This is a genomic window from Methylobacterium marchantiae, assembly GCF_042679825.1.
Taxonomy (GTDB): domain Bacteria; phylum Pseudomonadota; class Alphaproteobacteria; order Rhizobiales; family Beijerinckiaceae; genus Methylobacterium; species Methylobacterium marchantiae.
This window is the reverse complement of sequence record NZ_JBHTND010000026.1, coordinates 1-24,619: the sequence shown is the minus strand read 5'-3', so window position 1 is coordinate 24,619 and position 24,619 is coordinate 1. Positions and strand designations below refer to the sequence as shown.

Below are 24,619 nucleotides of genomic sequence, written 5' to 3'. Positions count from 1 at the left end.
GCCGCCACAGGTTGGCTGGCGAGCCGGGAGACGGAAAGCATGGCGCGAAAGGCAACGAAGGCAATCACCAAGTCCGAGACAGTGGCGCCGGAGAAGCCAAGGCGCGCATCTCGGAAGACCACGCCCTCGCCCGAGACTCTCGCCCCCCTGGGCCTCGACCGACTGGTCGGGCTCGTGCTCGACGAGACGGCACGCAATCCCGCCTTCAAGAAACTCGTCACCGCTGCGATCGCCGGGCTTCAGGGTCCCGATGCCGTGGCCGCTCTCGTCGACAGGCGCCTGACCGCATTGGAGCGGGCGCATGGCTATATCGACTGGCAGAAGCGGCGCAGCTTCGCCGCAGATCTCGATGCCACGGTCTCGACCATCGTCTCGGAACTGGCTTCCCTCGACGTCGGGGCCGCCCTCGACCGATTGATCCGTTTCATCGGTGGGGCGCAGGGCGTGCTGGAACGCGTCGACGATTCGAGCGGGCAGGTGGTGGGAATCTACGAGCGCGCGACGCATGCCGCCGCGGACCTGGCGCTCCGGCTCCCCCCGGCCGAAGCTGCCGGGCTGGCCATAAAGCTGGTGCCGCTCCTCGACGCGGACGGGTTCGGCATCCTCGATGCGCTGCTGCTCACGGTGGTGGAGGGTCTGCCGGAGACGGCGTTGGAGCCGATCGATGCCGCCCTCGCATCGGCGACTCCCGACGAACTTCCCGCATCCGGCAAGGCGGCGGCGAAGTCGGCAGTTCTGAACACGAAGGCCTGGGACCGGAAGATGCAGCGCATGCGCCTGCTGCGGATGCGCCAGGCTCTCGCCGACCGACGCGGCGACGTCGCGGCCTTCATATCCCTGGAACAGGCGATCTCTCCCGACCATCCGGACGTCGTCGCCGTGGCCGAGCGCCTGCTCTCGGCGAACCGTGCCGCCGAGGCACTCGACTGGATCGGACGGCCGCAGAAACGCGGAATCGTCGTGGTGACCCGCGAACAGATGCTGACAGGTAGCTTCGATCCGGAGGCGCCCCGGCGCGAGCGCGACGGCCTCGAGATCCGCATCCTCGACGCGCTCGGCCGTAAGGACGAGGCACAGGGGAAGCGCTTGGCACGGTTCGAGACGTCCCTCGACCGCGAGATGCTGCGCGACTACGTCGCGAAACTTCCCGATTTCGAGGACGAAGAGGCGCTGGAGCGCGCCTTCGACCATGCGGCGGCTCATGCGGATGCCTACCGTGCCCTACATTTCCTGGTTCATTGGCCGAAGCTCGACCGTGCCGCACGCCTCGTCCTCGACAGGTCCGACGCCTGGGACGGCAATCGCTACGAGATCCTCGCTCCAGCGGCGGAGGCCCTGGAGGAAGCTCATCCGGTGGCAGCGAGCCTGCTCTACCGGCGCATGATCGACGACATGCTGAGCAAAGGCCGCTCCAGCGCCTATGGCTACGGCGCCCGCCACCTCGTGGCTCTCGATGCACTGGCCCGGCGGCTCGAACCCGGCGACCTGACGCCGGACCACACCGCCTATCGCGAAGCCCTGCGCAAGACGCACGGGCGGAAATCCGCCTTCTGGGAGAAGGTGAAGGGCTGAAGTGCGGTGAAGAGATTCATCCCACCTCGATCGCATCGACCTTATTGGGATAGAAAGCGAGGTGATCCTTGATCGCGGCCACGGCCGCGAAGGGAGTCTCGTAACTCCAGACCGAATCGGGACGCGAAACGTCACCGACCGTGACGGTGTAGTAGCTGGCATCCCCCTTGTGCGGACAATGGCTGGAGCGGGTGGTCTTGGTGAAATGCTCCCAGCGTGCATCGGCGCGGGGAATGTAGAGGACGGGACCCGAAGCGCCTTCCTTCAGGCTCAGCGCATCGTCCGACTCGGCGATCGTGACCCCGGCGAGAACGACCCGCACATGACGTCCGGTCTTCTCGATGGTGATGTACTGGCTCATGGGTCGCTCCTATCGGGCGTGATCTCGGGAACGCCCAAGGCGTCGGCGAGACGCGTCTTCGCGCTTCCGGGTTTCAACGGCTTCTGCTGGCTCTCGTGCGGCGCCCATCCGGAGAGCCATAGAACCTCGAAGGTCGCCCGCATGCGGCCGTCGGGATCCGAGAATCGCTCGGCGTAGATTGCCGCCATGCGCATCAGGGTGTCGCGGCGCAGGAGCGTGCGACGCCGCTCGGTCAGCACGTTGGTGAGGCCCATGGCACGCAGGTCGCGCATCAGGGCGAAGGGATCGGCGTAACGCACGGTGATCGTATCGACATCGGTCACCGGCAGGGCGAAGCCGGCGCGCTGGAGCAGGCTTCCCATCTCCCGCACTTCGGCGAAGGGGGCGACGCGGGGGGAGATTCCGCCCTCGATCTCGACCTCGGCCTGGCCGAAGGCCTGACGCAGCTCGGTGAGGGTGCGGCCTCCCAGAAGACAGCCGACGAACAGCCCGTCGGGCCTAAGGACCCGGCGCAGCTGCGCCAGGGCTCCTGGCAGATCGTTGACGTGCTGCAAGGCCAGCAGCGACACGGCGAGGTCGAAGCGGGAGGCGGCCAGCGGCAACGCCTCCGGATCGCCGACGGCGAGGGAGAGGCCATCGTCTCTCTCCGCCAGCGGGGCGAGGCGGGTGACGGCGCCGACGCGGCCGGAATGCAGGAGATGGCGGACGGGAGCGGCGCTCGGCGTCCCGAGGTCGAGGGTCTCCGGGAAGGACCGCAGGACAGCGGCGAGACGGTCGTCGAGGTCGTCGGCGAGGCGCGAGAGCAGGAAGTCCGCATAGCCCGACCGGGTGGCGCGCGCGAGGCGCCGGCGGGAAAGGGCCGTATCGAAGAGGGGCAGTGGGATCGTCATCTCGATCCTATAGCTGGCGCGAAAACGTGATCCTGCCAGCGGGGAACGGGCGAGAGCGGCGGAATGTTGGCCGATCATACGGAAACCGGAGACCGACACCCATGATTCGAGTTCTGACGGGAATCGCCTTGTCCACCCTCGCGGTGTTGTCCCTGAACGGTACCGCCGAAGCAAAGGGGTGCATCAAGGGCGCCCTGGTGGGCGGCGTCGCCGGCCACATGGCGGGCCATGGCGTGATGGGGGCGGCCGCCGGCTGCGCCATCGGCCGCCATAGGGCCAACAAGAAGGATAAGGAGCAGCAGAGCCAGGGACAGCAGCCTGTTGCGCAATGACATCGGACCTCGTCGATCCGACGTGTGGTGGGGATCGACAAGGCTGGCTCATCGGGCCATCGATTCTCGAGCCTCTCCCGCGAAAGATCATCGCGGAGAGGCGGACGACGCTTTAAGCAAATTGGCATGGTGTCCACCGCCCATCTGCTTCGGCGGGGTGTCCGCTCGATCGCGGCGGGTGCTCTCGGCCTGATCTATCCGCCGACCTGCGCCGGTTGCGGCGCCGCCACCGCCGATCCGCACGCCCTGTGCCCTCGCTGCTGGTCGAGCCTGCGCCTCATCGAACAACCCTATTGCCAGCGCCTCGGCACACCCTTTGCCGTCGATCTCGGCCTCGGCCCCCTCCTCTCCCCGCGCGCGATCGTCGATCCACCCGTCTTCGAACGGGCACGAGCCGTCGCCCTCTACGACGACGTGGCGCGCGATCTCGTCCACCGCCTGAAATACGAGGACCGGCTCGACCTCGCAGCCCCCATGGCGCGGATGATGGCAGCGGCCGGCGCCGAGTTGTTGCGGGAGGCCGATTGCCTGGTGCCGGTGCCGCTGCACTGGACGCGATTGTGGCGGCGCCGCTTCAACCAGGCCGCCCTCCTCGGCCGAGGGATAGGCCGGATCGCAGGCCTACCCTGCGAGACCGCGACTCTCGCCCGAGTGAAGGCGACGCGCTCGCAGGTAGGCCTCAGCCGCGCCGCCCGCGCCACCAACCTCCAGGGCGCGTTCAAAGTGCCCGCCGCCGCGAAGGCACGGCTCCAGGGCCGCAGGATCCTGCTCATCGACGACGTCACTACCACGGGCTCCACCGCCAATGCCGCGTCACGGGCCCTGCTGCGCGGGGGCGCGGCATCTGTGGACGTGCTCACCTTCGCACTGGTCGCCGCCGAGGCGGGATGAAGGGGAAGACCGGCGACCGCCCTTGACAGTCGGGCACGGCCACGGCCTCCCAGCGCTCATGAGTTTCCAGATACCTATGACAGGAACGATGTCACGTGACGTTGCGGTGATCGGCGGCGGCCCGGCCGGGCTGGCCGGCGCGGAGATTCTGGCCGAGGCCGGCCACCGCGTCACGATCTACGAGCGCATGCCCTCGGTGGGGCGCAAGTTCCTCATCGCCGGGCGCGGCGGCCTCAACCTCACCCATAGCGAGCCGCTGGCCTCGTTTCATCGCCGCTACCACCCGGCCCGGCCGTCCCTTACGGACGCGATCGATGCCTTCCCCCCGCAAGCCCTGCGGGACTGGTGCGAAGGCCTCGGCCAGCCGACCTTCGTCGGATCGAGCGGCCGGGTGTTTCCGAACAGCTTCAAGGCCTCGCCGCTCCTGCGGGCCTGGCTGGGGCGGCTCGACGCTTTGGGCGTCCGCATCCTGATCCGGCATCGCTTCCTCGGCTGGGAGACGGATGGGAGCCTGGCTTTCGAGACGCCGGAAGGGCGCGTCGTGGCGGGGGGCCGGCCGACGCTGATGGCTCTCGGCGGCGCGAGCTGGCCCCGGCTCGGCTCGGATGGGGCCTGGGTTCCGCTCTTCACCGGGTTGGGAATCGCCGTCTCCCCGCTCAGGCCCGCCAATGTCGGCTTCACCGTGCCGTGGTCGGACCTGTTCCGGGAGCGCTTCGCCGGCACGCCCGTGAAGCGTGTCGCCCTCCGTCTCGGCGACGAGACCGTTCGCGGCGAGGCCATGATCACCGCTGACGGGATCGAGGGCGGAGCGGTCTATGCTCTGTCGCGTCTCATCCGCGAGGCGATCGAGGCCCGTGGGGAAGCCCGTCTCGTCGTCGATCTGCGGCCGGACCTGACCGAGGCCACGCTGACGCGACGCTTGGAGACCCATAAGCAGGGGGCCTCCCTCGCCACGCGCCTGCGCAAGGATGCGGGACTCGACCCCGTGGCGGCGGGTCTGCTGCGCGAGGCCGCCGGCCTGACGCTCCCCTCCTCGGCGGCCGGCCTCGCCGCCTTGATCAAGGCGGCCCCCTTGCGCCTCCTTGCCCCCCGCCCGATCGAGCGGGCGATCTCCACGGCCGGCGGCGTCGCCTTCGAGGAGATCGACCGGCGCTTCATGCTGAAAGCACGGCCGGGGGTGTTCGTCGCCGGCGAGATGCTGGATTGGGAGGCCCCCACCGGCGGCTACCTGCTGCAGGGCGCCTTCTCCAGCGGCCGCGCCGCGGCCGCCGGGATGATGGACTGGCTCGAAGAGGCCGGCCCCGCGCTATAGCCGCGAGCAGAACCCGACCATGCCCTTGGCGTCGGACGGGCAAGACGCGCTGGCGCCGCCATTGGCGAAGGACGGGCTGCCCGACGACAGGCAATAGGCGGAGACGAAGGCCTCGCCGCTCGCGCAGCTCAACTCGCAGCCGCCGGACGAGCAATTCTCGTTGCGGACCGGCCGCAGGGTGGAACTGGCGGCACTCGCCGTGACGCCCGCCGCCCCCGGCTCACCCTGAGGACCCGCCTCTCCCTTCGGACCCATCTCGCCTTTGGGGCCTGTCTCACCTTTAGGACCCGCATCGCCTTTGGGGCCGGCTTCACCCTTCAGTCCAGCTTCACCCCTTGGTCCGGGCTCGCCCTTGGGTCCTGCATCACCCTTGGGGCCGGCCACTCCGGGCGCTCCGGCGAGTCCTGCCATGCCCTGCGGACCGGCCTCTCCTTGCGCACCGGCATCGCCCTTGGGCCCGGGCTCGCCGGCGGGCGCGCAATTGGCCACCACGGCTTCCCTCTCGTCTTCGCCGGCCTTCAGAGCCGCGACGCAGGTGGCAGGCCGATAGGGAAGGCGGAACAGAAATCGACCGCGCGAATCGGCCATGACCGAGATGTCCTCGTCGAGGATGACGACAGTGCCGCCCTTCCGCACGCTGCCGGAAATCCGCAGATCCCCCGACTCGATACGCGCATCGTAGACCTGGATCGGCTGCGACGGCGCCACGACCCGCCTGGACTTGGCCCTGGCCGTCCCGGGCCTCGGAGCCGCGGCGGTCTCCGTCGCCGGGGCGGCGCTCATCCCGCGTCCAGGCTGGCCGGGACTGACCTGCCCGGGCGCCTGGGCCGCAGCCGGGCCGGCCGCCAAGCCCGCGATGATCATCAATCCGACCAAGGACTTGCCAATCAAGGACTTGCCGACCGAGGACCGGCCAATCGGAGATTCGGCCATGAAGCCTGTCGAGGCCGGGCAGTGGGCGGCATGGTCGAGGCGCATGGGCATTCTCTCCAGGCTGATGCGCCGGAGGTCCGGCACGGCGGAGGGACAATGCCGGGTCAGGTCATGGGGTCAAGTCCGGCCGAGCATCTCCAATCGTCGCCTTACCGTTGCTCCATCCACACTCGTCCACAGCCGTCCACAGGGGAAGCGGTTCTACACGCTGGGTAAATTCCAAACCCTTTGAAACCGGTTGAGTATGTTCTTGTTTTGTTCTTATCGTCAGGCGATGGAACGGACATGATGGCTCGGGCTCAACGGACGACACGCGATGAAGCAGGAACGGAGGCGGACGAGCCCGCGCAGCGCAGGCGGATCGCCCTTGCGGCCCTGCGCGATCACCTGGGACGGGATTCCGACGCCCCGGCAATCGAGGCCCTGCCCCTGGGGATCGCCCATATCGATTCCGGGCTTCCCGGCGGAGGGCTGTCTCTCGGCCGGCCGCACGAGATCGCGCCGGAATCCGAGGGCGACGAGGCAGCGGCCTTAGGGTTCACGCTCGCCCTGATGGCGCGCCACCTCGCGCGGGTGGAGGGAGAGGCTCTCCTCGTCATCGGCAAGGGGCACCCCACGCCCTACGGCCACGGCCTTGCCGGGCTCGGCCTCGATCCGGGCCGCCTCCTGATCCTAGAGGTCGAGAACGACGCGGATGCCTACCGCGCCGTGGAGGAGGCCCTGCGCTCTCAGGGCCTGAGGGCGGTGGCGGGACTGGTGGATGCCGGCCTGCCGCTGAAGCAGAGCCGGCGGCTGCATCTGGCGGGCGAGGCCGCGTCCCGGCTCCTCCTCGTCCTGCGTCCGCCTCAGGCGGAATGCCCGAACATGGCCGCGACCCGCTGGCGGATCGGCTCGGGCGCGGCCCTGCGGGACCGGTTCGGCTGCATCGAGCGGCCCTGCTGGCGGGCTCGGCTCGACCGCTGCCGCAATGGACGAACGGGGGATTGGCTTCTGGAGTGGGATCATGCCGCGCATCGTTTCGGTCTGGCTGGAGCAGTGGCCGCTGACGCGTCTCAGGCGCGCTCGAACGGTCCCTGAACAGGCGTCGCCCGAAGCGACCTCCCCCGCCGTCGTGGCCGCCATCGGGCCGGGGGGCCTGCGCATCACGGCCGTGGATGCCGCGGCCTGGGCTCTCGGCCTGCGTCCGGGAGAGCCCCTCGCGCGAGCCCGTGCCCGGATCGGGCCGGGCATCGCCGTCCATCCCGCAGACCCGGAGGCCGACACCGCCGCCCTCGCACGGCTCTGCCTCTGGGCCCGACGCTACACGCCCGTGGTGGCACCGTTCGGGCCGGCGGAAGGCGGGGACGGCTTCTTCCTCGACATGGAGGGGGCGAGCCACCTGTTCGGCGGGGAGGAAGCCCTGATGGCCGACCTCGCCGCACGCCTGTCGGCCCATGCGATTCCCGCCCGGCTGGCCCTGGCCGACACGCCGGCCTGCGCCTTCGCGCTCGCTCGTCATGGCGGTTCGACGAGGCCTGTCGTCGTGCCGCAGGGAGGCAACGCACCGGCCTTGCGCGACCTTTCCGTGAGCGCCCTGCGGATCGAGCCGGCCATCGCCGAATCCCTCCGCCGCCTCGGCCTGCGCCGGATCGGGGCGCTGGCTGACGCGCCCCGTGCGCCCCTGGCACGACGCTTCGGCGAGACTCTGCTGCTACGTCTCGACCAGGCGCTGGGGAGACGGCCCGAACCGCTGGTCTCCCTGGCCGAGCCGGCCGCCTTCGGCGCGAGCCGGGGTTTTCTCGATCCGATCGGGCATCAGACGATCATCGTCGCCACCGCCATCGGGCTGATGCAGGAGATCGCGCCCCGCCTCGCTGCCTCGGGCTTCGGCGCGCAATCCCTGCGGCTGAGCCTGTACCGGGTCGACGGGATCGAGCGCAGCCTCGATCTCGGCCTTTCGGAACCGACCCTGTCTGCCGACCGGATCGGGCGACTGTTCGATCTTCGCCTCGACCGGCTCGGGCCGGCCCTCGATGCCGAATTCGGCTTCGAGACCGTGCGGCTCGACGTGACCGGCATCGGCCGGCTGGAAACCCGCCAGGACGCGCTGGCCGAGACGGGCCTCGACCGGGAGGCCGATACCGGCGGGACCGCCCGTCTCGCCGACGCCCTGCGCCAGCGCATCGGGGCGAGGGTGATCCGCGTGAGCCCACGGGCGAGCCACATCCCCGAACGCGCCGATGCCCTGGAGCCGTGGCGGGTGAGACACGTCGCCCTCGACTGGGCCGGACGGGTGAACGCGCGCCCGCAGGGCCCGATGCCCGCCCGCCCCCTCGTCCTCCTGTCACGCAGCGAGGCGGCCGACGAGGTGTTCTCGCTCGCCCCAGACGGGCCGCCCCAGCGCTTCCGCTGGCGCCGGCGCCTGCACCGGATCGCCCATGCCGAGGGCCCGGAGCGCATCGCAGACGCTTGGTGGCACGCGCCCGCGCCCACCCGGGATTACTACGTGGTCGAGGACGAATCCGGCCGGCGGCTCTGGGTCTACCGCGAGGGGTTCCACACGGCGCAGACGGCGGCGCGCTGGTTCGTGCAAGGGTTGTTCGCGTGAGGGAGGTCGGGTGCCGCCTACCCTATGCCGAGCTCGCGGTCACCACGAACTTCTCCTTCCTGCGCGGGGCCTCTCATCCGCAGGAGATGGTGGCGCAGGGCGCCGAACTCGGGCTCCACGCCATCGGCATCGCCGATCGCAACACGCTATCCGGCGTGGTGCGCGGCCATGCCGAGGCCAAGCGACGGGAGAAGGCGGGCGAGCCGACGATCCGATACCTTCCCGGCGTCCGCCTCGTCACCGAAGAGGGATTCGAGGCGGTCGCCTACCCGATGGACCGGGACGGCTACGGCCGGCTCTGCCGATTGCTCACGGACGGCAACCGCCGCTCGCAGAAGGGCGAGTGCCGGTTCGGCGTCTCGGAGATGCTCGCGGCGGCAAGGGGCCAGGTCTTCGTCGCGCTCCCGCCGGAGGAGGACGACCCCCTCTTCGCCCGACATCTCGCCGCCCTGGCCGAGATTGCCCCCGGCCGCGTCTTCCTCGGCGTCAGCCATCGCTACAGAGGCGACGAGCGGCGTCGGCTCGGCCGGCTCGCCGAGTTCGGGAAACGCCTCGGCGCGCCGATGGTGGCGGTGTCGGATGCACTCTATCACCATCCCGACCGGCGCCCCCTGCAGGACATGGTCGCCTGCATCCGCGAGGGCTGCACCCTGGTCGAGGCCGGCTACCGGCTGGAGGCCAATGCGGAACGCCACCTCAAGCCACCCGCAGAGATGGCCCGGCTCTTCGCCGATCATCCGGAGGCGATCGCGCGCACGATCGAGATCGCCGAGACCTGCGGGTTCTCCCTGGAGGAACTGAAATACGAATATCCCGACGAGCCCGTTCCCCCCGGCAGAACGGCGCAGGGGCATCTCGAATATCTCACCCGGCAGCGCGCCGAACTGCGCTACCCGGACGGCATCCCGGATGGAGTCGCGGCGTCTCTCGCCGACGAACTCGACCTGATCCGCCGGCTCGACTACGCCCGCTACTTCCTCACCATCCACGACATCGTCGAATTCGCCCGGAACCGGGGAATCCTGTGCCAGGGCCGCGGCTCGGCGGCCAATTCCGTGGTCTGCTACTGCCTCGGCATCACGGCGGTGGACCCGACAAAGATCCGCCTCCTCTTCGCGCGCTTCATCTCCGAGAGCCGGGACGAGCCGCCCGACATCGACGTCGATTTCGAGCACGAGCGCCGCGAGGAGGTGATCCAGTACCTCTACGACCGCTACGGGCGGGACCGGGCGGCGATCTGCGCCACGGTGATCCATTACAGGCCCCGCAGCGCCATCCGCGAGGTCGGCAAGGTGCTGGGCCTCACCCCCGACATCACCGGCATGATGGCCGACACGGTGTGGGGCTCATGGGGCGCCGGCCTGCCCGACCAGCATATCGCGCAAGCCGGGCTAGACCCCGCCAACCCCGCCATCCGGCAGGCGGTGGACCTCGCGATCCAGCTCATCGGCTTCCCGCGCCACCTGTCGCAGCATGTGGGCGGGTTCGTACTGACGAAGGGGCGGCTCGACGAGACCGTGCCGGTGGGCAACGCCGCGATGCCCGACCGCACCTTCATCGAATGGGACAAGGACGACATCGACACGATCGGCCTGCTCAAGGTCGATGTGCTGGCGCTGGGCATGCTCACCTGCCTCAGGCGCGGTCTCGATTTCCTGCGCGAGGATCACGGCACCGCCTACGAGACCCTGGCCGACCTCCCGCGCGAGGAGCCGGACGTCTACGCCATGCTGTCGAGGGCCGATTCCGTCGGCGTCTTCCAGGTCGAGAGCCGGGCGCAGATGTCGATGCTGCCGCGCCTGAAACCGAAGGAATTCTACGATCTCGTCGTGCAGGTCGCCATCGTGCGCCCCGGCCCGATCCAGGGCGACATGGTCCATCCCTACCTGCGGCGGCGCTCGGGCGAGGAGGAAGTGGTCTTCCCATCCCCTTCCCCCGAGCATGGACGGAAGGACGAACTCGAGGAGGTGTTGAAGCGGACCTTCGGCGTGCCGCTGTTTCAGGAACACGCCATGCAGATCGCGATCACGGCGGCCGGCTTCACGCCCTCGGAGGCCGACGGTTTGCGCCGGGCCATGGCGACCTTCCGGCACAACGGCCAGATCGTGAACTTCAGGACCAAGTTCATCGAGGGCATGGCGGGGCGCGGCTATCCGCGCGACTTCGCCGAGCGCTGCTTCAAGCAGATCGAGGGGTTCTCCACCTACGGCTTTCCGGAGAGCCATGCGGCGAGCTTCGCGCTTTTGGTCTACGCCTCGGCCTGGATGAAGTGCCGGCATCCGGACGTCTTCCTCGCCGCGATCCTGAATTCGCAGCCCATGGGCTTCTACCAGCCGGCCCAGCTCGTGCGGGATGCCCGCGCCCACGGGGTCGAGGTGCGTGGGCCGGACGTCAATGCCAGCGCCTGGGACTGCACCCTGGAGCCGGCCTCGGTGCAGCGGGGAACCGAGCGCCGCTTCGCCGTCCGCATCGGCCTGCGGCAGGTGAGCGGATTGCCGAAGGCGGCCATGGCCCGGCTCGTGGCCCTGCGTGGCAACGGCTACGCCAGCGTCGAGGGTCTGCAGGCCGCCCTGACGCTGCCCCGCAACGCCCTCGAGCGCCTGGCGGAGGCCGACGCCTTCCGCTCCCTCGACCTCGACCGCCGGGCCGCCCTCTGGGCCGTACGGGCTCTGGAAGGCACCTCGATGCGCGCCAGCGCCGCGCGGGGCGTCCCCACCGACCGGCGCACCCATCTCCTCGACGCCGCCCTGCCGCTCTTCGCCTTCCATGCCGATGACGGCCTGTTCCGGAACGAACCCTCGGTGGAGTTGCCCGCGATGGCGCTCTCCGAGCACGTGGCGGAGGATTACGTTTCCACCGGGCTCTCGCTGAAGGGCCATCCGGTGGCGTTCTTCCGCGCCCGCCTCGCCCGCATCGGCGCGATCCCGGCCGCAGCCCACCATGATCCCTCATGGGCCCAGAATGCCCGCGTCACCGTGGCGGGGCTCGTCCTCACCCGGCAGCGGCCCGGCACCGCCAAGGGCGTGGTGTTCCTGACGCTTGAGGACGAGACCGGCATCTGCAACGTCATCGTCTGGAAGAAAGTGTTCGAGGCCAACCGGCGCATCGCCATGAGCGCTCGGTTCATCGCCGTGCGCGGGCGCATCCAGCGCTCGGGCCTCGTGGTCCATCTCCTCGCCGAGCAGTTCCGTGACCTGACGGACGAGTTGCGGAGCCTGCGCGAGGGTGGCCTCAAGCTACCGGCGGAAACCACGGATTTCGGCGCACCGCTGGACCGGCGCGTCTATCGGAGCCGGGATTTCCATTGATGATAAGGAAACAGGATCACGGCCGCAGCAGCACCTTGCCCACGGCCTCGCGGCGCTTGAGAATGCCCAGGGCCTCGACGAACTCCTCCATCGGATAGGTGCCGTGGATCTTCGCCTTGAGGCGCCCTTCCGCCACCCAGGCGAGGAGCTGTTCCTGGTTCGCCCGGTGGGCCTCGGGCTCGCGCTCGACGAACACGCCCCAATGCACGCCCTGGATATCGATGCCCTTGAGGAGGGCGAGGTTGAGGGGGATGCGCGGGATGTCGCCGGCGGCGAAGCCGATGACGAGGTAGCGGCCCTTCCAGCCCAGCGAGCGCAGGGCAGGCTCGGCATACTCGCCGCCGATCGGATCGTAGATCACGTCGACGCCCCGTCCCTCGGTGAGCTTCTTCAACCCCTCGCGCAGAGTGTCAGCGCTGTAATCGAGGCCCATCTCGGCCCCGTGCGCCTGTGCCACCGCAAGCTTTTCCGGCGAGGAGGCGCAGGCGATCACCTTCGCCCCCATGATCACGCCGAGTTCCACCGCGGCGAGGCCGACGCCGCCCGAGGCGCCGAGAACCGCCAGCGTCTCGCCGGGCTGGAGCCGCGCGCGATCCCGCAGGGCGTGGAGCGAGGTGCCGTAGGTGATGGTGAGGCCGGCCGCCTGCTCGTCGCTCACCGCATCGGGCACGGGGGTGAGATGCGTGATTCCCACCGCGATGCGCTCGGCGCAGGTGCCGTAGGTGCGGTGGACGATGACGCGGTCGCCGACATCGAACCCGGATACTCCTTCCCCGAGCGCCTCGATGATGCCCACGGCCTCACCGCCGGGCGAGAACGGCAGGTCCGGCTTCACCTGGTAGCGCCCGGCGATGATGAGCGTGTCGAAGAAATTCAGGGCGGCGAGCGTCACCCGCACCAGGGCCTCGCCGGGGCCGGCGACCGGATCGGCCGTCTCGACGACGGCAAGGTCTTCGGGGCCGCCGAGCCTGGTGCAGAGCAAAGCCTTCATGCCGATCCTCTCCTGAGCCGCATCGCTTCTCGATGGATCGCGCTTGCACCGATTGGCGGCAGCGGCGCAAGCGTTTGTCGTCAGCGCCGCTCGTAGAGCCCGGTCAGGCTCCCCTTGGCGAGAACATGACCCGTCATGGCCTCGATCAGTGCGGCCCGGCCCGGGCTCGCCTGAAGATCGAGAGGCGCATCGAGGGCGTAGAGCTGGAACAGGTAGGCGTGCGGGCCGTGCCCGGTGGGCGGATCCGGCGGCAGCCACTGGTCCTTGAGGAAACTGTTCCGCCCCAGATCGTGCCGGCGCCCCTCGCCGGCGGGGCTCGCGAGATCGCCCTCACCGAGAACGTCGCCCTTACCTAGAACGTCACCGGCCGCGAGGTTCCAGGCGATGAGATGGACGAGGGGCTTCGGTGTCGGACTGCCCGCATCCTCCACGAGCAGGACCACATGGCTCGTGCCCGCGGGCAAGCCGCTCCATGCCAGCGGCGGCGAGACGCCGGGCCCATCCTCGGTAAAACGGGCCGGCAGGCTCGCCCCGTCGGCGAAGGCCGGGCTCGTCAGCGAGATCGTCTCGGGCACCGATCCGAAATCCTGTTGGTAGGCGGTCTTGTCGAGGCCGGCCTTCAAGCCCGAAAGGGCCGAGCCGACCGCGTGGGGAAGCTTTTCCAGCATGACGTCTCCTCGTCGATCCGCATCGTCAACGAGGAGGGCGGGGCCGGGTTCAGGCCGGGCGGGCGGCCGCGACCATGTAGTTCACCGCCGTGTCGCGGGCAGCCCGCCAGCTCCCGTCGAGGGGATTGAACACCACGCCCGTCGTATCGGTGACGGAAAGGCCGCCGCGCGTGATGGCGCGGGACAATTCCTCCGGCTTCACGAACTTGTCCCAATCGTGGGTCCCCCGCGGCAGCCAGCCGAGGACGTATTCGGCTCCGACGATGGCCAGCGCGAAGGAGCGCAGGGTGCGGTTGAGGGTGGCGGCGAACAGGAGGCCGTCCGGCTTCACCGCCTGGCAGGCCGAGGCGACGAAGGCCGGCATGTCGACCACGTGCTCCACCACCTCCATGATCAGGACGACGTCGAACCGCTCGCCCGCCGCGACCACCTCCTCAATGGTCTGCGAGCGGTAATCCACCGCCACGCCCTCGGCCTGCGCATGTGCGCGCGCCACGGCGATGTTGGTGGGCGCCGGATCGAGCCCGGTGACGCTGGCCCCGAGCCGTGCCAGGGGCTCGGACAGGACGCCGCCGCCGCAGCCGACATCGACGATGGTGAGGCCTTTCAACGGGTAGGGCATGCGCGGGTCGCGGCCGAATTTCGCGCAGATCGCGTCGCGGATATAGGCGAGGCGCACCGGATTGAACCGGTGCAGCACCTTCATCGGCCCGTCCTCGGCCCACCACGTCGCGGCGATGCCCTCGAAGCGCGCGACTTCCTCGGCGTCGATGGAAGAGGATGCCGCTGGGTTCATTCGCCTGACCTTCCGACCCGGATACGGGCCATACCGCCCGCATGCCCGATTGTTGACACGTCCGAAGTGCCCTTGTACCCGCCGAAGCACCGGCCGGTACAGCGGCGGGACACGGATCCGGCCGATTGCCGAGAGTGCCGTGCTCCCGGCAGGCGGCCGGGCCTGGAATGGATCGACGCGGACCCGACATGCCCCGTTTGGTGATGAAGTTCGGCGGCACATCGGTGGCGACCGTGGACCGTATCCGCAACGTGGCGCTCCACGTGGCGAGGGAGATCGCCGCCGGCTACGACGTCGCCGTCGTGGTCTCGGCCATGTCGGGCAAGACCAACGAGCTCGTCGCCTGGGTCAAGGACGCGAACCCGCTCTACGACGAGGCCGAATACGACGCCGTCGTCGCCTCGGGCGAGCTCGTCACCGCCGGCCTCCTCGCCGCGGCGCTCCAGAAGAACGGGATCAAGGCACGCTCCTGGCAGGGCTGGCAAATCCCGATCGAGACCTCGGACGCCCACGGCTCGGCCCGCATCGCGGCCATCGATCCGAAGAATCTCGATGCCGGCTTCACGCGCGGCGAGGTCGCCGTCATCGCGGGCTTCCAGGGCATCCATCCCGAGACCGGCCGCGTCACAACGCTCGGCCGGGGCGGCTCGGATACCAGCGCGGTGGCCATCGCCGCCGCCATCGGCGCCGAGCGCTGCGACATCTATACCGATGTCGACGGCGTCTACACCACCGACCCTCGCGTTGTGCAGAAGGCCAGGCGCATGGAGCGCGTGACCTTCGAGGAGATGCTGGAGATGGCCTCCCTCGGAGCCAAGGTGCTCCAGGTCCGCTCCGTCGAACTCGCCATGGTCCATCGCGTGCCGACCACGGTGCGCTCCAGCTTCGACCCGCCCGACAACGCCCGCACAGGCACCCTCATCTGCGACGAGGACGACATCGTGGAACAGCAGATCATCACCGGGATCGCCTTCTCGAAGGACGAGGCGCAGATCACCCTTCGCCGCGTCAAGGACAGCCCCGGCGTCGCGGCAGCGATCTTCGGGCCGCTGGCCGATGCCAACATCAACGTCGACATGATCATCCAGACCGTGTCGGGCGACCAATCGACCACCGACATGACCTTCACGGTGCCGTCGGCCGATTACGACCGCGCCCGCACGATTCTCGATGCCCAGAGCAGCGTCATCGAGTTCGCCCAGATCGAGGGCGCCACCGATGTCGTGAAGGTTTCGGCCATCGGCGTAGGCATGCGCAGCCATGCCGGCGTCGCAGCCAAGGCATTCAGGGCCCTGGCGCAGAAGGGAATCAACATCCGTGCGATCACCACATCGGAGATCAAGTTCTCCGTCCTGATCGACGCAGCCTATACGGAGCTTGCCGTTCGTACGCTCCACTCGCTATACGGCCTCGATCAGGCTTGAGCGCCCAACCCTTCCCGTCGCGCACGAAACTTGCGCGTGCGAGGTCGGGGATTGAATTCGGATCGAGGAGACCATGCCTGCTGCGCCCGGTGGCCCGCGCCTGCTGCTGCGCCGCCTCCGCGAAGCGATGGCGGAGCCGGTCAGTCCACAAGCACGCCTCGACCGCATCGTCACCCTCATCGCGGCGAACGTCATCGCCGAGGTCTGTTCGGTCTATGTTCTGAGCGATGACAACACGCTCGAACTGTTCGCGACCGAAGGGCTGAACCGCTCGGCCGTGCATCTGACCCGCATGCGGGCGGACGAAGGTCTCGTCGGCCTCATCGCCAAGACCGCCGAGCCGCTCTCCCTCTCGGACGCCCAGTCGCACCCCGCCTTCTCGTACCGGCCCGAGACCGGGGAAGAGGCCTACCACGCCTTCCTCGGCGTGCCGCTCCTGCGCGCCGGGAACACCCTCGGCGTCCTCGTGGTGCAGAACCTCACTTACAGGGTCTATTCCGAGGAGGAGATCGAGGCGCTCCAGACGACGGCGATGGTGCTGTCCGAGATGATCGCTTCGGGCGAGCTGCAATCCCTGGCGCCGGGCGCCGGCTCGGCCGCGCGCCGCGCCGTGAGCCAGCGCGGCGTCGCGCTCGCCGATGGCATCGGCCTCGGCCACGTGGTGCTGCACGAGCCTCGCATCATCGTGAAGCAGCTCATCGCCGAGAATCTCGAGCGCGAGGTCGAGCGGCTGGAAGAGGCCATCGGCGAGGTCCGATCGGCCATCGACGACCTCGTCGAGCGCGGCGACAGCATCGGCACCGGCGAATCGCGCGAGGTGCTGGAGACCGTGCGCATGTTCGCCCATGACAAGGGCTGGCTGCGCCGGATGCGCGAGGCGGTCCATTCCGGCCTCACCGCGGAAGCCGCCGTCGAGCGCGTCCAGTCGGACAATCGCGCCCGGATGATGCGGCAGAGCGACCCCTACCTTCGCGACCGCCTGCACGATCTCGACGACCTCGCCAACCGGCTCCTGCGCACGCTCATCGGCGCGGAAAGCAACGGAGCGCATCGCGAGCTCCCCGAGAACGCGATCCTGGTCGCCCGCTCCATGGGGCCGGCGGCCCTGCTCGAATACGACCGCGCCTCCCTGCGCGGCGTCGTGCTGGAGGAAGGTGGCCCGACGAGCCACATCGCCATCGTCGCCCGGGCTTTAGGCATCCCGGCGGTGGGCGAGATCGCTAATGCCACGGCGCTCTGCGACGCGGGCGACGCGATCATCGTCGACGGCGCCACCGGCGAGATTCAGGTCCGTCCCGGCCCGGAGATCGAGGCGGCCTATGCCGAGCAGGTCCGCCTGCGGGCGCGGCGGCAGGAACGGTACCGGGCGCTCCGCGATCTTCCCGCGGTCACCAAGGACGGGGTCGCCATCGGCCTGCAGCTCAATGCCGGGCTGCTCGTCGACCTGACGCATCTCAACGAGAGCGGCGCCGAGGGCGTCGGCCTGTTCCGCACCGAGCTGCAGTTCATGGTGGCCCAGCGGATGCCGTCGGCCGCCGAGCAGCAATCGCTCTACGAGGCGGTCTTCACCGCCACTGGCGATCTGCCGGTGACGATCCGCACCCTCGACATCGGCGGCGACAAGATCCTGCCCTACATGCCGGCCCTCGAGGAAGAGAACCCGGCACTGGGCTGGCGCGCGATCCGCATCGGCCTCGACCGCCCTGCCCTGCTACGGGTGCAATTGCGCGCCCTCCTCCGGGCCGCCTCGGGCCGGCCACTCAAGATCATGTTCCCGATGGTCGCGACGGTGGACGAGTTCGTCCGTGCCAAGGCCATCGTCGACCGCGAGAAGGCGCATCTGCGCCGCCACGGCCACGTCCTGCCGAGTGATTGCCGCCTCGGCGTGATGGTCGAAGTGCCCTCGCTGCTGTTCCAGATCGACGAGATCGCCAAGGTCGCCGACTTTCTGTCGGTGGGCTCGAACGACCTGATGCAGTTCCTCTTCGCGGTCGACCGCGAGAACCGCCGCGTCGCGGACCGGTTCGACACCCTGAGCGTGCCCGCCCTGCGGGCCTTCCGCCTCATCGCTCAGCGAGCGGCGGCGGCGGATTGCCCGGTGACGATCTGCGGAGAGATCGGCGGCAAGCCGCTGGAGGCGATGGCCCTGATCGGATTGGGGTTCCGCAACCTGTCCATGTCGCCGGCCGCCATCGGCCCGGTAAAGGCCATGGTGCTCGGACTCGACGCCTCCGCCGTGGCGGCCGTGCTCGATGCCGAGATGAAGCGGGCGGGCGACGGTGCCTCCCTGCGGCCGGTCCTGACGGCCTTCGCCAAAGCGCACGGCGTGCCTATCTAGCGAGCGTCACGGCTTCTGCCGACAGCCGCAGGCACCCACGGACCCTGCGCGTCCGTTCGACATTCCTATTCCACAGTTGAGAGTATCCTTCGGGCGATGACCCCTATTCCCTCAGACCGTCTCGACGCCATCCTGACGCGGCACGACATCGTCACCGCGACGCTCAGCGCAGGCTCGGCCGATTCCGACAGCTTCGTCCAGCTGTCCCGGGAACTCGCCGAGCTCGACGGCGTGGTGGCGGCGATCCACGTCTATCGTGCGGCCGCGACGAACCTCGCGGAGATCGAGGCTCTCATCGACGAGCCCGGCGGCGATGCCGAGATGCGGGCGCTCGCCGCCGACGAGAAGCCTGAGGCGGAGGCCGGACTCGAGGCCGCCCACAAGGCGCTCCAGGTGATCCTGCTGCCCAAGGACGCCGCGGACGAGAAGAGCGCGATCCTCGAGATTCGCGCCGGCACCGGCGGCGACGAGGCCGCCCTCTTCGCCGGCGACCTGTTCCGCATGTATGCGAAATACGCCGACCTGAAGGGCTGGAAGGTCGACGTCATTTCGGAGAGCGAAGGCACCGTCGGCGGCTACCGCGAAGTCATCGCCGAGGTGAAGGGCAGGGGCGTGTTCGCCAAACTCAAGTTCGAGAGCGGTGCGCACCGTGTCCAGCGCGTGCCCGATACCGAGGCTCAAGGGCGCATCCACACCTCCGCCGCCACCGTGGCCGTGCTGCCGGAAGCCGAGGAGGTCGACATCGTCGTCAACGATGCGGATCTGAAGATCGACACGATGCGCTCGCAGGGCGCCGGCGGCCAGCACGTCAACAAGACGGAATCGGCGATCCGCATCACCCATCTTCCCTCCGGCATCGTCATCTTCGTCCAGGAGGAGCGCTCGCAGCACAAGAACCGGGCGCGGGCCATGTCGCTGCTGCGTGCCAAGCTCTACGATGCCGAGCGGACCGCGAAGGACGCGGTGCGGGCCGCCGACCGCAAGTCGCAGGTCGGCTCCGGCGACCGGTCCGAGCGCATCCGCACCTATAATTTCCCGCAGGCGCGGGTGACCGATCACCGGATCAACCTGACCCTCTACAAGCTCGAAGAGGTGCTCGCGGGCGAGGCTCTTGACGAACTCGTGGACGCCCTCATCACCGAGCATCAGGCGGAACTCATGGCCGCCGAAGGCATGGTGTGACGAGGGACGGCATGATCCTTCCCGGGCAGACGCGCCAGCAGGCCCTGCGGCACGCGGTCGCGATACTCTCCGAGGCAGGGATCGACGGAGCGGCGAGCGATGCCCGCTTCCTCCTGCTGCACGCCCTCGGCATCACGCAGACCGATCTCGTCCTCTACGGCAATAGGGTTCTCAACGAGGAAGGCGCTGCACGGTTCGGGGAAGCCGTGCGACGGCGCCTCGACGGCGAGCCCGTGGCCCGCATCCTCGGCGAGTGGGAATTCTGGGGCCTTCCCTTCGTCCTGAATGCCGCGACGCTGGTTCCGCGGCCCGATACGGAGACCGTGGTGGAAGCCGCACTGGCCCTTCATCCCGACCGCCATCGGCCGTTGCGGCTCCTCGACCTCGGAACCGGGTCCGGCTGCATCCTGGTCTCGCTCCTCAGCGAATGGGGGCAGGCTTTCGGAGTGGGACTCGACCGCTCTCACGAGGCGCTCGCCTGCGCCAGGACCAATGCCAGGATCAACGGCGTCGGGCGGCGTGCCGCCTTCCTCGTTGGCGACTGGTGCTCGCCCTTCGGCAAACCTTTCGACGTCATCGTCTCCAACCCGCCCTATATCCCGAGCGCGACGATTCCGACCCTGGCCGACGAGGTCCGCCTTCATGATCCGCACGCCGCCCTCGACGGAGGCGAGGACGGCCTCCTTGCCTATCGGTGGATCGTGGCGGAGGCGACAGGCAGGGTGAACGGTGAGCACGGCCGGCCGGCCCTTCTCGGTCCAGACGGGGCCCTCGTTCTCGAAGTCGGCTACGATCAGGCCGAGGCCGTGAGGCGGATCGGCATCGACGCAGGGTTCTCCCAAGCTTCGATCAGGCAGGATCTGGCGGGACATGCCCGTGTCGTTACGCTTTCAGGTCCTTTGTCTGCCGGTAACGGCGCCGAGAGCTGAAAAAGAGCTTGTTGTGCCCTTGGGGAGCCGCTAATGTCGGAGACAGATCGCGAACGGTCCGTTAAGGCGGATCGCGGTAGAAATGTCGGCGGCAACCAGTTCCGCGATATTTTTAGACGATCTCCCCACCATCGAGCTGATACGCACAAGAAGCCGTGTGGAAGCTCGATGACCTGAGCGCCAGACAACCGATACGCGCCGGAATGTGAGCGCAGGATTCGGTTGGCCGGACATATGGCAAACACGGCGAAATCGATCGCGGAACCATTGACCGGATCCTACGAGGCCAAGGACGAACCCCGAACCGGGTGAGTTTTCGTTGCCCGTGAGACCGCCGCATCTTCAGACGCTCCGATTTGAACGAGGGTCAATCGACACCGATGAGACCAAACCAGAATAGACGGATGCGCGGTCGCAACCGCCCCAAAGGTCCCAATCCGCTCACGCGTTCCTACGAATCCAACGGACCGGATGTGAAAATCCGAGGGACGGCTCAACACATTGCCGACAAATACGCCCAGCTCGCGCGTGATGCGCAGGCGAGCGGCGACCCTGTCGCGGCCGAGAACTATTTCCAGCACGGCGAGCATTACTTCCGCATCATCTCCGGTGCCCAGGAGCAGAACCGCCAGCAGAACGGTGGCTATGCTCGCAACGGCTACGAAGACGATGAGGACGGCGACGACGAGGGGCAGGGCGCGAGCCAGGGCTATGCCGCCAACGGCTACGGCAACAGCTCGGGCTACAACGAGGAATACGGTGATCCGGCCCAGCAGCCGCAGCCGCAATCCTACGAGCCGCGGCAGGATACACGGCAAGACACGCGACCGGATTCCCGGCCGGACTCGCAATCCGACCAGCGCAACACGCGCCGGGATCGCTTCCAGAACCGTAACGATCGCTCTCAGCGTTTCGACGGCAACCGCGACAACCAGCGGCAGGATTACGGGCGCCAGGACACCTCGCGCCAAGATACCTCGCGCCCGGATCAGGGACGGCAGGATTACAACCGCCAGGATTCCTTTCGGGGTGAGAATTCACGGCACGAGAATGCGCGGCAGGATCAGCCGCGCCAGGATTACGGCCGCCAGGACGCCGTGCGCCAGGATCAAAATCGACAAGATCAGCCGCGGACCGATTTCAACCGTGGCCAGGGTCGCAACGAGAGCCAGCGCTACGAAGGTCATCGCAGCGAGTACCAGGGCAACGACGGTTCGTCGCGGCAAGACCAGATGTCTCCGGACGCGTCACGTCAGGAAGCGGCTCGCCAGGAGCCTGTGAGGCAAGATCCCGTCAGACAGGATCCCGTCAGGCAAGACGTCGCCCGGCAGGAAGCACCACGCAGCGACAACCGTCGCTCGGCGGAAACGGCTCCCCGACGGTCCCGTCGGCGGGAGGAATCCGAACCGCGCTCCTTGGAAGACGTGGCGGCGTTGCCGGCCTTCCTGACGGCCGCCCCCCGTCCGGCCCCTGCTCCGGTCGCGGAACGCCCGGCCGAGGCTCCGGGCAATACGGAGCCGACGCGCGATCTCGCCGGCGACGTGCCGCGGGACGATGCGTCTTCTGCGGCGCCCAAGCCCCGCCGCCGCCGTCGTCCGCGTTTCGAAGGGTCCGACGGCTCGGAGGCCGGCGGCGTCAATGCAGGCGACGCACCGTCCACGGTGGAATAGTCCGTCTGATTTTTTACCCGTCCGATAGGAGAGCCGCCCCCATGATCCGGGGCGGCTTTCTCATACGGGCTATGTGGGTCGATGCATCGCCATGTGCCAATCGGCATAGGCATGAACACGATGATGCTGCCGGTTGCCGCGCCCGATCTCGCCGAAGGGCGCGATATCCCAGATCCAGGACCGGTCGGGAGCGGGAAGCGCACTCTCGTGGAGCAGATCGAAGCGTTCGACGACCCGGCCCTTCCGGTCTTCCGTCACCTGTTCGACATCTGTCAGCAGGCAGACACGCCCCCGCAGACGCGTCAGTCCTTCGAGATGGTTCATGACGATGCTGCGTCCGAGCCCGTCGGGAATCGAGCGACCGCGCGACTCGAACCAGTCCAGCGGCAGGATCGGCAGTTGTGAGAGAAGGTTGGCGGAGACGACGAAGTCGATCTCCTCACGGTCCAGGAACGCGAGCGGATCGGTGCAGCGCTCGCCCTCTCCTCTCAGCCAATCCACGCATCCGCTGAGATCGGCGACCTGCAGGGTAACGTTCGTATAGCGGCGTACCGCAAGACGTGCCGGCCAGAGATGGATCATGTCCACCAGAATCACCTTCTCGAAGCATTCGGCAAGATAGGGAAGAGGCACGTCGTCGAGGAGGCCGGAGCCGAGGATGACGGTCGTGCGCCGGCGAACGAGATCCGCCGATGCCTGCCTAATGATGGACCGTGACGCATCGAGATGAGCTGCCCATGCCGCATGCCGGCGCCGCGAGCGCGACATCAGAAGGACGCTTTCGCGCAGATAGCCGAGCCGTCGCTGCGTCAGCGAGGCCGGCGTCGTCAGGTAGTGGAAAAATTCGATCAGCACGATGTCGAGCGCTCAGCGATCAGACCCTGAAACGGCGCGCGACGAGGCGAACCGTGCGACGGGCCTCGCGTGCCGTGAGGGCATGATAGGTCTCGAACACGCCGCGCCATTCCTCCGGCGTCATGTCCACTTCGGGCTTGGCCTCGATGAACAATCTGAGAGACGTCCAGCCGAACCCGACGGTCCGGAACAGAAGAAGCAAGGGGGCATGATCCGACGAGCGGAACGCGCCGAGCGCCATCTCGGTGGGAATGTCGGCGATCCGCGCCGTGATCAGGGCCGCCTGCTGAATATTGCCCCTGGCGAGCAGGGCCACGACGACCTTCTCCTGCTGTTCGATATCCGCGACGGTGTAACCCTGTGCGGAGGCGGGAACCGGCATGCCAGGTGATTTCGGGCGGCCTCCACCGGGATCGGCGGTAGCGCGGCGCAAGTGTCGAAGGTGGTTCGGCTTGTCGGCTCTTTCCTCCAGCATTTCGAGCAGGTCCGCATCGGCGGCGGCGAGGTCGGCGAGAGTCCCGAAGGTCGTCTCGGAGAGTTTCGCCCGATTGTTTGCGACGACGGTCCGGCGCACCGCCGGTCCTCCCCTCTGGACGAGGACGTCGGTGACGCGTTCGTTCAGAACGGACCGGCGCGCGAGGGCGCCCAGATGTTCCTGCCCGCGCATGCCGGCGATCGTCACGAGGTCGTCCTCGACGATCCTGGCCGAACGGGCGAGGACCGGGCAGGCCACGCTGGCCGCCGCATCGTAGGCGAGATCGCGCACGACTTTCGCGGGGGCGTTGGGGATGTCGGCGAGGATGTTCGAGAGGGCGGCCCGCGATGCCGATTCCGCCGGCCGGGCCAGCACCAGGATCACGTCATCGAAAGCCTGGACCTGAGCTTCGCCGAGAACGCTCGCCTGGGCGGTGAACAGATGGGTCACACGGCGGAGAATGGCCCTTCGGCTCTGGGCTCCTCCCGAAGTGGCGGCCCGTTCGACATCCGCCAGAAGTGACTCGATCATGGAGCGGCAGCCCGAAACAGTGACGACGGTTCTCGGACGGGAACGAGACCGGCAACACCCATCCCTCTTGGACCGGACGACAGCTTCCGATCCGAAGGTCTGGCCCGCTGAACGCGGTCACGTTCTTCCAGGATGGATCGTGACACGGGAAGTGTTACGAATGTGAATATCGGAGGAACTTAAGCGCGGCAGTTTCGGTTCATCGGTGGAGCAAAGGCGCTCGATCGATCAAGGATTTCTCGTGTCCAGCCTCATCCGCATTCTCCTCGCAATTTTTCTGCCTCCGATTGCGGTGCTTCTGACCGTCGGGATCGGGGTTCAGTTCTTTCTGAACATCCTGCTGTGCATTCTGTTCTACCTTCCCGGCTCGATTCATGCGCTCTGGATCGTGATGCGGGATCGGTGATGGGTTTTTGACGTGGCAAAACCCGCTGCGTTGATGTTTCGCAGCGGGCTCTTGTTTTTAAAGGGATGTCATCGGACACGACGAAGCCCGCTGCGATGTGTGTCGCGGCGGGCTTTCGGTGTTGTGTGTGAGGGTTTTGGTTGCGGGGACAGGATTTGAACCTGTGAC

General features: G+C 68.3%; 21 protein-coding genes. 13 read left to right on the top strand and 8 right to left on the bottom strand.

Annotated elements, in window-relative coordinates:
• Nucleotides 1–39 precede the first annotated feature (39 nt).
• A complete protein-coding gene (locus ACFQ4G_RS17030) occupies nucleotides 40–1,572 on the top strand; it encodes a DUF6880 family protein (protein WP_238206818.1) in 1,533 nt (510 codons plus the stop codon).
• A gap of 16 nt (nucleotides 1,573–1,588) precedes the next feature.
• On the opposite strand, the gene ACFQ4G_RS17025 is transcribed toward ACFQ4G_RS17030, so the two are convergent.
• Both ACFQ4G_RS17025 and ACFQ4G_RS17020 read right to left on the bottom strand, forming a co-directional pair.
• Complete coding sequence (locus ACFQ4G_RS17025) at nucleotides 1,589–1,933, bottom strand: DUF427 domain-containing protein (protein WP_238206816.1); 345 nt, start codon at nucleotides 1,931–1,933, stop codon at nucleotides 1,589–1,591.
• Nucleotides 1,930–2,823 (bottom strand): class I SAM-dependent methyltransferase, encoded by an 894-nt coding sequence (locus ACFQ4G_RS17020; RefSeq protein WP_238206814.1) that lies wholly within the window; start codon nucleotides 2,821–2,823, stop codon nucleotides 1,930–1,932. The genes ACFQ4G_RS17025 and ACFQ4G_RS17020 overlap by 4 nt, the downstream gene beginning before the upstream one ends.
• Nucleotides 2,824–2,924: 101 nt before the next feature.
• On the opposite strand from ACFQ4G_RS17020, the gene ACFQ4G_RS17015 reads away from it, so the two are divergent.
• The 3 genes from ACFQ4G_RS17015 (at nucleotide 2,925) to ACFQ4G_RS17005 (ending at nucleotide 5,358) form a co-directional block, all read left to right on the top strand.
• Nucleotides 2,925–3,155, top strand: coding sequence for a hypothetical protein (locus ACFQ4G_RS17015; RefSeq protein WP_238206812.1), 231 nt, complete (start codon nucleotides 2,925–2,927; stop codon nucleotides 3,153–3,155).
• Between the two features lie 126 nt (nucleotides 3,156–3,281).
• On the top strand, nucleotides 3,282–4,046 hold the full coding sequence (locus ACFQ4G_RS17010; RefSeq protein WP_238206810.1) for a ComF family protein: 765 nt from the start codon (nucleotides 3,282–3,284) through the stop codon (nucleotides 4,044–4,046).
• A gap of 76 nt (nucleotides 4,047–4,122) precedes the next feature.
• Nucleotides 4,123–5,358 (top strand): TIGR03862 family flavoprotein, encoded by a 1,236-nt coding sequence (locus ACFQ4G_RS17005; protein ID WP_379040674.1) that lies wholly within the window; start codon nucleotides 4,123–4,125, stop codon nucleotides 5,356–5,358.
• Here ACFQ4G_RS17005 and ACFQ4G_RS17000 read toward each other — a convergent pair.
• Nucleotides 5,353–6,336: a collagen-like protein gene (locus ACFQ4G_RS17000; RefSeq protein WP_238206807.1), complete on the bottom strand. Its 984-nt coding sequence runs from the start codon at nucleotides 6,334–6,336 to the stop codon at nucleotides 5,353–5,355. The genes ACFQ4G_RS17005 and ACFQ4G_RS17000 overlap by 6 nt on opposite strands.
• Nucleotides 6,337–6,576: 240 nt before the next feature.
• Here ACFQ4G_RS17000 and ACFQ4G_RS16995 point away from each other — a divergent pair, with 240 nt between their 5' ends.
• From ACFQ4G_RS16995 to ACFQ4G_RS16985, 3 genes are read left to right on the top strand one after another with little or no spacing between them, the layout of a single operon-like run.
• Nucleotides 6,577–7,368: an ImuA family protein gene (locus tag ACFQ4G_RS16995; protein WP_238206806.1), complete on the top strand. Its 792-nt coding sequence runs from the start codon at nucleotides 6,577–6,579 to the stop codon at nucleotides 7,366–7,368.
• A complete protein-coding gene (locus tag ACFQ4G_RS16990) occupies nucleotides 7,295–8,878 on the top strand; it encodes a Y-family DNA polymerase (protein ID WP_238206805.1) in 1,584 nt (527 codons plus the stop codon). The genes ACFQ4G_RS16995 and ACFQ4G_RS16990 overlap by 74 nt, the downstream gene beginning before the upstream one ends.
• Entirely contained in the window at nucleotides 8,875–12,186 is a 3,312-nt protein-coding gene (locus ACFQ4G_RS16985) for an error-prone DNA polymerase (protein ID WP_238206804.1), read from the top strand. Before ACFQ4G_RS16990 ends, ACFQ4G_RS16985 begins: the two co-directional genes overlap by 4 nt.
• Before the next feature lie 16 nt (nucleotides 12,187–12,202).
• On the opposite strand, the gene ACFQ4G_RS16980 is transcribed toward ACFQ4G_RS16985, so the two are convergent.
• The 3 genes from ACFQ4G_RS16980 to ubiG all read right to left on the bottom strand — a co-directional run bounded on the left by ACFQ4G_RS16980 (nucleotide 12,203) and on the right by ubiG (nucleotide 14,641).
• Nucleotides 12,203–13,177 carry an NADPH:quinone oxidoreductase family protein gene (locus tag ACFQ4G_RS16980; RefSeq protein WP_238206803.1) on the bottom strand — a complete coding sequence of 325 codons (975 nt, stop codon included), beginning with the start codon at nucleotides 13,175–13,177 and terminating at the stop codon, nucleotides 12,203–12,205.
• A gap of 80 nt (nucleotides 13,178–13,257) precedes the next feature.
• Nucleotides 13,258–13,845 carry a YbhB/YbcL family Raf kinase inhibitor-like protein gene (locus tag ACFQ4G_RS16975; protein ID WP_238206802.1) on the bottom strand — a complete coding sequence of 196 codons (588 nt, stop codon included), beginning with the start codon at nucleotides 13,843–13,845 and terminating at the stop codon, nucleotides 13,258–13,260.
• Nucleotides 13,846–13,894: 49 nt separating this feature from the next.
• Nucleotides 13,895–14,641, bottom strand: coding sequence for a bifunctional 2-polyprenyl-6-hydroxyphenol methylase/3-demethylubiquinol 3-O-methyltransferase UbiG (ubiG, locus tag ACFQ4G_RS16970; RefSeq protein WP_238206801.1), 747 nt, complete (start codon nucleotides 14,639–14,641; stop codon nucleotides 13,895–13,897).
• A gap of 188 nt (nucleotides 14,642–14,829) precedes the next feature.
• Here ubiG and ACFQ4G_RS16965 point away from each other — a divergent pair, with 188 nt between their 5' ends.
• The 5 genes from ACFQ4G_RS16965 (at nucleotide 14,830) to ACFQ4G_RS16945 (ending at nucleotide 22,184) form a co-directional block, all read left to right on the top strand.
• Nucleotides 14,830–16,065, top strand: coding sequence for an aspartate kinase (locus ACFQ4G_RS16965; protein WP_238206800.1), 1,236 nt, complete (start codon nucleotides 14,830–14,832; stop codon nucleotides 16,063–16,065).
• Between the two features lie 73 nt (nucleotides 16,066–16,138).
• Nucleotides 16,139–18,403 carry a phosphoenolpyruvate--protein phosphotransferase gene (ptsP, locus tag ACFQ4G_RS16960; protein WP_238206798.1) on the top strand — a complete coding sequence of 755 codons (2,265 nt, stop codon included), beginning with the start codon at nucleotides 16,139–16,141 and terminating at the stop codon, nucleotides 18,401–18,403.
• Between the two features lie 96 nt (nucleotides 18,404–18,499).
• Complete coding sequence (prfA, locus tag ACFQ4G_RS16955) at nucleotides 18,500–19,585, top strand: peptide chain release factor 1 (protein ID WP_238206796.1); 1,086 nt, start codon at nucleotides 18,500–18,502, stop codon at nucleotides 19,583–19,585.
• Nucleotides 19,586–19,596: 11 nt separating this feature from the next.
• Nucleotides 19,597–20,514: a peptide chain release factor N(5)-glutamine methyltransferase gene (gene prmC / locus ACFQ4G_RS16950; protein ID WP_238206794.1), complete on the top strand. Its 918-nt coding sequence runs from the start codon at nucleotides 19,597–19,599 to the stop codon at nucleotides 20,512–20,514.
• A 404-nt stretch (nucleotides 20,515–20,918) separates the two neighbouring features.
• Complete coding sequence (locus tag ACFQ4G_RS16945; protein ID WP_238206792.1) at nucleotides 20,919–22,184, top strand: DUF4167 domain-containing protein; 1,266 nt, start codon at nucleotides 20,919–20,921, stop codon at nucleotides 22,182–22,184.
• 69 nt (nucleotides 22,185–22,253) lie between these two features.
• Here the strand turns inward: ACFQ4G_RS16945 and ACFQ4G_RS16940 are convergent, their stop codons facing one another.
• Together ACFQ4G_RS16940 and ACFQ4G_RS16935 are read right to left on the bottom strand one after the other, a co-directional pair.
• Nucleotides 22,254–23,039, bottom strand: coding sequence for a hypothetical protein (locus ACFQ4G_RS16940; protein WP_238206790.1), 786 nt, complete (start codon nucleotides 23,037–23,039; stop codon nucleotides 22,254–22,256).
• Nucleotides 23,040–23,058: 19 nt separating this feature from the next.
• Nucleotides 23,059–24,045, bottom strand: coding sequence for a DUF2336 domain-containing protein (locus ACFQ4G_RS16935; RefSeq protein WP_238206788.1), 987 nt, complete (start codon nucleotides 24,043–24,045; stop codon nucleotides 23,059–23,061).
• 241 nt (nucleotides 24,046–24,286) lie between these two features.
• Between ACFQ4G_RS16935 and ACFQ4G_RS16930 the strand changes: the two genes are divergently transcribed.
• Entirely contained in the window at nucleotides 24,287–24,451 is a 165-nt protein-coding gene (locus ACFQ4G_RS16930) for a YqaE/Pmp3 family membrane protein (RefSeq protein ID WP_238206786.1), read from the top strand.
• Nucleotides 24,452–24,619 lie beyond the last annotated feature (168 nt).